5 protein-coding genes are annotated in these 5,801 nt (G+C 70.8%); 2 read left to right on the top strand and 3 right to left on the bottom strand.

Translation table 11 applies throughout. The annotated features are described in order from the left end of the window. Positions 1 to 143: 143 nt before the first annotated feature. On the bottom strand, positions 144 to 953 hold the full coding sequence (locus AB0G28_RS45075; RefSeq protein WP_361104290.1) for a DNA-formamidopyrimidine glycosylase family protein: 810 nt from the start codon (positions 951 to 953) through the stop codon (positions 144 to 146). Further along, complete coding sequence (locus AB0G28_RS45070; RefSeq protein WP_310972143.1) at positions 953 to 1,426, bottom strand: ribose-5-phosphate isomerase; 474 nt, start codon at positions 1,424 to 1,426, stop codon at positions 953 to 955. The genes AB0G28_RS45075 and AB0G28_RS45070 overlap by 1 nt, the downstream gene beginning before the upstream one ends. Before the next feature lie 112 nt (positions 1,427 to 1,538). On the opposite strand from AB0G28_RS45070, the gene AB0G28_RS45065 reads away from it, so the two are divergent. Then, on the top strand, positions 1,539 to 2,348 hold the full coding sequence (locus AB0G28_RS45065; protein WP_361104287.1) for an MBL fold metallo-hydrolase: 810 nt from the start codon (positions 1,539 to 1,541) through the stop codon (positions 2,346 to 2,348). Positions 2,349 to 2,356: 8 nt separating this feature from the next. Here AB0G28_RS45065 and AB0G28_RS45060 read toward each other — a convergent pair whose 3' ends face one another. Continuing rightward, positions 2,357 to 2,977 carry a DsbA family protein gene (locus AB0G28_RS45060; RefSeq protein ID WP_361104284.1) on the bottom strand — a complete coding sequence of 207 codons (621 nt, stop codon included), beginning with the start codon at positions 2,975 to 2,977 and terminating at the stop codon, positions 2,357 to 2,359. Positions 2,978 to 3,131: 154 nt separating this feature from the next. On the opposite strand from AB0G28_RS45060, the gene pepN reads away from it, so the two are divergent. Beyond that, complete coding sequence (gene pepN, locus AB0G28_RS45055; RefSeq protein WP_361104350.1) at positions 3,132 to 5,699, top strand: aminopeptidase N; 2,568 nt, start codon at positions 3,132 to 3,134, stop codon at positions 5,697 to 5,699. The last annotated feature ends 102 nt before the right edge of the window (positions 5,700 to 5,801 follow it).

Below are 5,801 nucleotides of genomic sequence, written 5' to 3'. Positions count from 1 at the left end.
TGTGGCGTTCGGTGCGTTCAACGCACCCAATGTGGCGTTCGGTGCTCCTCCCATGCCCCCACCACCGCCCTCAACGGAGGCGCTTCGCGCCGCAGTGCCTATTCAACGCACCCAATGCCACATTGGGGCGCTTGGGGCGCGGGTCAGGCGGGCTGGCAGGTGGGGCACCAGTAGAGGTTGCGGCCCACCAGCTCCGAGTTCGCGACCGGCGTCCCGCACACCAGGCACGGCTCGCCCGCGCGGCGGTAGACGTAGACCTCGCCGCCGTGGCGGTCGACCCGGGCCGCGCGGCCCATCGCCTCGGGCAGGTGCTCCGGGCGGACCGTGTCGATCCGGCCGACGCGGACGCCGTCGCGCATCAGGGTCACCAGGTCGGCCCACAAGTCGTCCCACAGCGCGCGGTCCAGTGCGCGGCCGGGCGTCAAGGGTGCGACGCCGTGGCGGAACAGCACCTCGGCGCGGTAGACGTTGCCGACCCCGGCCAGCACCGCCTGGTCCATCAGCAGGGCCGCGATCGACGTTTTGGACCGCGAGATGCGCGCCCAGGCCTGCTCCGGTTTCGCGTCGCGGCGCAGCGGGTCGGGGCCGAGCCGGGCCTGGATCGCCTCGGCCTGCTCGGGAGCGAGCAGTTCACAGCGGGTGGGCCCGCGCAGGTCCGTCCAATGTGTCCGGCCGGCCAGCCGTAGCCGGACCTGGCCCACCGGCTCGGGCGCGGGCAGCGGGGATTCGCCGAAGGTGCCGTAGAGCCCGAGGTGGATGTGCACGATCCCGTGCGGGCCGTAGTCGTGGAAGAGGTGCTTGCCGTGCGCCTCGGCGCCGACGAACACCTGACCGTCCAAACGGGACGCTTCGGCGGCGAACCGGCCCTGCGGGCTGCTCACCGCGACCGGGGCGCCGGCGAACCGGCGCTTGTGCAGCCGCGCGAGCCGGTGGAGCGTGTGCCCCTCGGGCATCAGGCCTCCGGCAGCGCCGGCGGGGTGCCGGTGCGCTCGTAGTCCAGCAGCTGCTGGACCCGGCGCGCGTGCCGCTCCTCCGGCGAGACCTCCGTCGCCAGGAACGCCTCGACGATCTCGACGGCCTCCTCGGCGGTGTGCATCCGGGCGCCGACGCCGATCAGCTGGGCGTGGTTGTGCTCCCGGCACAGCTTCGCGGTCTCGACGCTCCAGGCCAGGCCCGCGCGGGCGCCGGGGACCTTGTTCGCGGCGATCTGCTCGCCGTTGCCGGAGCCGCCGACGACGATGCCGCGGCTGCCTTCGTCGGCCACCACGCGCAGCGCCGTCTCGACGCAGAACGCCGGGTAGTCGTCGGCCGCGTCGTAGACGTGCGGACCGATGTCGGTCACCTCGTGGCCCTGCTTCTCCAGGTGAGCCACCAGGTGGTTCTTCAGCTCGAAACCGGCATGGTCGGATCCCAAGTAGACACGCACGGCTGGGAGTCTGCCATCACGCCCGGTTTCGGGCATGCTCCGGGTGGGGATCCGGGCGGGTGCCTGCCCGCACGGTGTGACGGACATCCCTCACGAGCGAAGGAGCACGGGCATGACCGGCCGCTGGATCGAGGTCGCCGACGGCGTGCACGCGCGCCGCTACGAGGAGCTGGACCTGACCGTCGGGCTGGTCGTGGGCGCCGAGCGCTGCCTGGTCGTCGACACCCGGGGTGACCTCGAGCAGGGCGCTGAGCTGGCCGCCGCGGTCCGCGAGATCACGAAGCTGCCGTGGGCCGTGGTGTACACGCACGCGCACTTCGACCACGCCTGGGGCACCGAGGCGTTCCTGCCGTGCGAGGTCTGGGCGCACGAGCGCTGCGCGGCCGAGGTGGCCGCGGATCCCGACGCCCGCCGCGCCACCTGGGAGGCCCACTACCGCAAGGAGGGCAAACCGGAGATCGCCGAGGCGATTTCGCGGACGACCATCACGGCGCCGAACCACACGTTCACCGGCCGCGTCGAGCTGGACCTGGGCGGCCGCACGGCGGTGCTGCTGCACCCCGGCCCCGCGCACACCGGCCACGACGTCGTCGTGCACGTCCCGGACGCGGCGGTCGTCTTCGCCGGTGACGTCGTCGAGAACGCCGAAGCGGGGTTCAGCGAATTCTCGTTCAGCAGCGAGACCGACCTGACCGCCTGGCCGGACGCGTTCGACGCGATCCTCGCACTGGGCCCCCGCGTCGTGGTCCCCGGCCACGGCGACCCGGTCGACGCCGGTTTCGTCCGTTACCACCGCGACGGCCTGCACGAGCTGATCTCGCTCAAGGCGGGCGTGGGCCGCGGCGAGACGACCGAGGTGGCCGCCGTGGCAGCCTCCCGCTACCCCAGCGACGTCACCTTGGCCGCCCTCGCGACCCCCTGACGACGGCGTCAGTCGAAGTTCAGGTCACCTGTCCGGGTGCGCTTCAGCTCGAAGAAGTCCGGGTAGCTCGCCAGCGCCACCGCGCCGTCGAACACCTTCAGCGCGTCTTCGCCCCGCGGGATCGAGCTGAGCACCGGGCCGAAGAACGCCACGCCGTCGATGTGGATCGTCGGGGTGCCGACGTCCTGGCCGACCGGGTCCATGCCCTCGTGGTGGCTCTTCTTCAGCGCGTCGTCGTACTCGGTGGAGTGCGCGGCCTCGGCCAGCTCGGCCGGGGCGCCGATCGCGGCGAGGGCCTCCTTGATGACCGCGTCGAAGTCGTCGTTGCCCTGGTTGTGGCGGCGGATGCCGAACTCGGTGTAGTAGTCGCGCAGCACCTCTTCGCCCTTGAGCTGCGACAGCGCCACGGCCACGCGCACCGGGCCCCAGCCCTTCGACAGCAGCTCCTTGTACTGCTCGGGCAGCTCGTCCCGGCCCTCGTTGAGCACCGACAGGCTCATGATCCGGAAGTGCAGGTCCAGGTTGCGGTGCTTCTCCACCTCCAGGATCCAGCGGGAGGTGATCCACGCGAACGGGCAGATCGGGTCGAAGTAGAAATCGACCTTCGTGGGCTGCTCGGCAGCGGTCATCGAGGTACTCCTCCAGGCACGTCTCGGTGTGGGCGGACCCCCACACGAGGGGCCAACACCGGGAAACGCGGGGTTGTTCCCTTATCGCCCGCCACCCCGTCCCCATGATTGGATGCGGGGAGTTGAAAACCGATACCAACGACCAGAGGTGCCTGTGCCCGCCCCCAACCTGACCCGCGACCAAGCCAAGCTGCGCGCGGATCTGCTCGACGTCACCGGTTACGACATCGAGCTCGATCTGACCGACGGCCACGGCGGCCCCGGGGAGAAGACCTTCGCGTCGACGACGACCGTCCGGTTCTCCAGCGCCCGGGCCGGCGAATCGACGTGGGTCGACATCGTCGCCGACCGCGTGCACTCGGCCACCCTGAACGGCGCGGACGTCGACGTCACCGCGTACGTCGAGGACAAGGGCATCGCGCTGGCCGGGCTGGCCGAGGCGAACGAGCTCACCGTGACCGCCGACTGCCGGTACATGAACACCGGCGAAGGCCTGCACCGGTTCGTCGACCCGGTCGACGACGGCGTCTACCTGTACACCCAGTTCGAGACGGCGGACGCCAAGCGCATGTTCGCCTGCTTCGACCAGCCCGACCTGAAGTCGGTCTACCGGCTCACGGTGATCGCGCCGAAGGACTGGAAAGTCGTCTCCAACACGATGGTGGAGTCCAGCGAAGAGACGCCGGAAGGCGCCGTCCGGACCGTGTTCAAGGAGTCCGAGCGGCTGTCGACCTACCTGGTCGCGCTGATCGCGGGCCCGTACGCGGAGTGGCGCGACGAGTACACCGACGCGCACAAGACCATCCCGCTGGGCATCTACTGCCGCGCGTCGCTGGCCGAGCACATGGACGCCGAACGGCTGTTCACCGAGACCAAGCAGGGCTTCGGCTTCTACCACGAGAAGTTCGGCACGCCCTACCCGTTCTCCAAGTACGACCAGCTGTTCGTGCCGGAGTTCAACGCCGGCGCGATGGAGAACGCCGGCGCGGTGACGTTCCTGGAGGACTACGTCTTCCGCAGCCGCGTCACCCGCTACGCCTACGAGCGGCGCGCCGAGACGCTGCTGCACGAGATGGCGCACATGTGGTTCGGCGACCTGGTCACCATGCGCTGGTGGGACGACCTGTGGCTGAACGAGTCGTTCGCGACCTTCGCGAGCGTGCTGGCCCAGGCCGAGGCCACCGAGTACAAGAACGCGTGGACCAGCTTCGCGAACATCGAGAAGTCGTGGGCCTACCGGCAGGACCAGCTGCCCTCGACGCACCCGATCGCGGCCGACATCGTCGACCTGCACGCGGTCGAGGTGAACTTCGACGGCATCACCTACGCCAAGGGCGCGAGCGTGCTCAAGCAGCTCGTCGCCTACGTCGGGCTGGACCACTTCCTCGACGGCCTGAAGGTGTACTTCGGCAAGCACGCCTGGGGCAACGCCACGCTGGCCGACCTGCTGGGCGCGCTGGAGGAGGCGTCCGGGCGCGACCTGTCGTGGTGGAGCGCGCAGTGGCTGGAGACGACCGGGCTGAACTCGCTGAGCCCGCGTTACGAGGTCGGCTCGGACGGCAAGTTCACGTCGTTCGCCGTCGTGCAGTCGGGCGCGAAGCCGGGTGCCGGTGAGCTGCGCACGCACCGCGTCGCGGTCGGCGTCTACGACGAGGACGCTTCCGGGAAGATCGTCCGGACCCAGCGGGTCGAGCTGGACGTCGACGGCGAGCGCACCGAGGTGCCGGACCTGGTCGGCCTGCCCGCGGGCAAGCTGGTCCTGGTCAACGACGACGACCTGACGTACTGCACGATGCGCCTCGACCCGGCGTCGCTGACCACGCTCATCGACCGCATCGCCGACATCACCGAGCCGCTCCCGCGGACCCTGTGCTGGTCGGCGGCGTGGGAGATGACCCGCGAGGCCGAGCTCAAGGCCCGCGACTTCGTGACGCTGGTGCAGCGCGGCATCCACACCGAGAGCGAGGTCGGCGTCGTCCAGCGGCTGCTGCTGCAGGCCCAGACGGCGTTGAACTCCTACGCCGAGCAGGAGTGGGCGGCCGCGACCGGCTGGCCCGCGTTCACCGCACGGCTGCTGGAGCTGGTCCGCGACGCCGAGCCGGGTTCGGACCACCAGCTGGCGTTCGTGAACTCCCTGGCCGGCTCGGTGCTGGACGACTCGACGTCGGCCGTGCTGGCGGGCTGGCTGGACGGGTCGGCGCCGCTTCCCGGTCTCACGGTGGACACCGACCTGCGCTGGCGGCTCCTGCACGCGCTGGTGGCCCACGGCAAGGCGGGCGCTTCGGAGATCGACGCCGAGCTGGAACGCGACAACACCGCGACGGGCCGTCGCCAGGCGGAGCGCGCGCGTGCGCTGCGCCCGACGGCGGAGGCCAAGGCGGACGCATGGCAGCGCGCGGTGTACGACGACGAGCTGCCGAACGCGGTCAGCGACTCGCTCATCTCGGGCTTCTCGCACCCGGGCCAGAAGGCGCTGCTGGGCTCGTACGTGGCGAAGTACTTCGAGGTGATCGACGAGGTGTGGCAGCGGCGCTCGAGCGAGCGGGCGCAGCCGATCGCGATCGGGCTGTACCCGTCGTGGGCGGTGGCCCCGGAGACGGTGTCGGCGTCCGACGAGTGGCTGGCCGGTGAGCACCCGCAGGCGCTGCGCCGGCTGGTCTCGGAGGGCCGGGCGGGCATCGTGCGCGCCCTGGCCGCCCGGGACTTCGACGCCCAGGCCTGACCCCCAAGCGCCCCAATGTGGCGTTCGGTGCGTTGGACGCACCGAACGCCACAATGGGTGCGTCCAACGCAACCAACGCCACATTGGGGGGCTTTGGCGCGG

It is taken from the genome of Amycolatopsis sp. NPDC021455, assembly GCF_040640995.1.
Taxonomy (GTDB): domain Bacteria; phylum Actinomycetota; class Actinomycetes; order Mycobacteriales; family Pseudonocardiaceae; genus Amycolatopsis.
The sequence above is the reverse complement of the archived record's forward strand: the minus strand, read 5'-3'. Positions and strand labels throughout refer to the sequence as shown.

What these genes read in the sequence shown, in the direction of transcription:
- AB0G28_RS45060 (WP_361104284.1), bottom strand. Translation starts at nt 2,977, where the DNA reads ATGACCGCTGCCGAGCAGCCCACGAAGGTCGATTTCTACTTCGACCCG.
- AB0G28_RS45075 (WP_361104290.1), bottom strand. Translation starts at nt 953, where the DNA reads ATGCCCGAGGGGCACACGCTCCACCGGCTCGCGCGGCTGCACAAGCGC.
- AB0G28_RS45065 (WP_361104287.1), top strand. Translation starts at nt 1,539, where the DNA reads ATGACCGGCCGCTGGATCGAGGTCGCCGACGGCGTGCACGCGCGCCGC.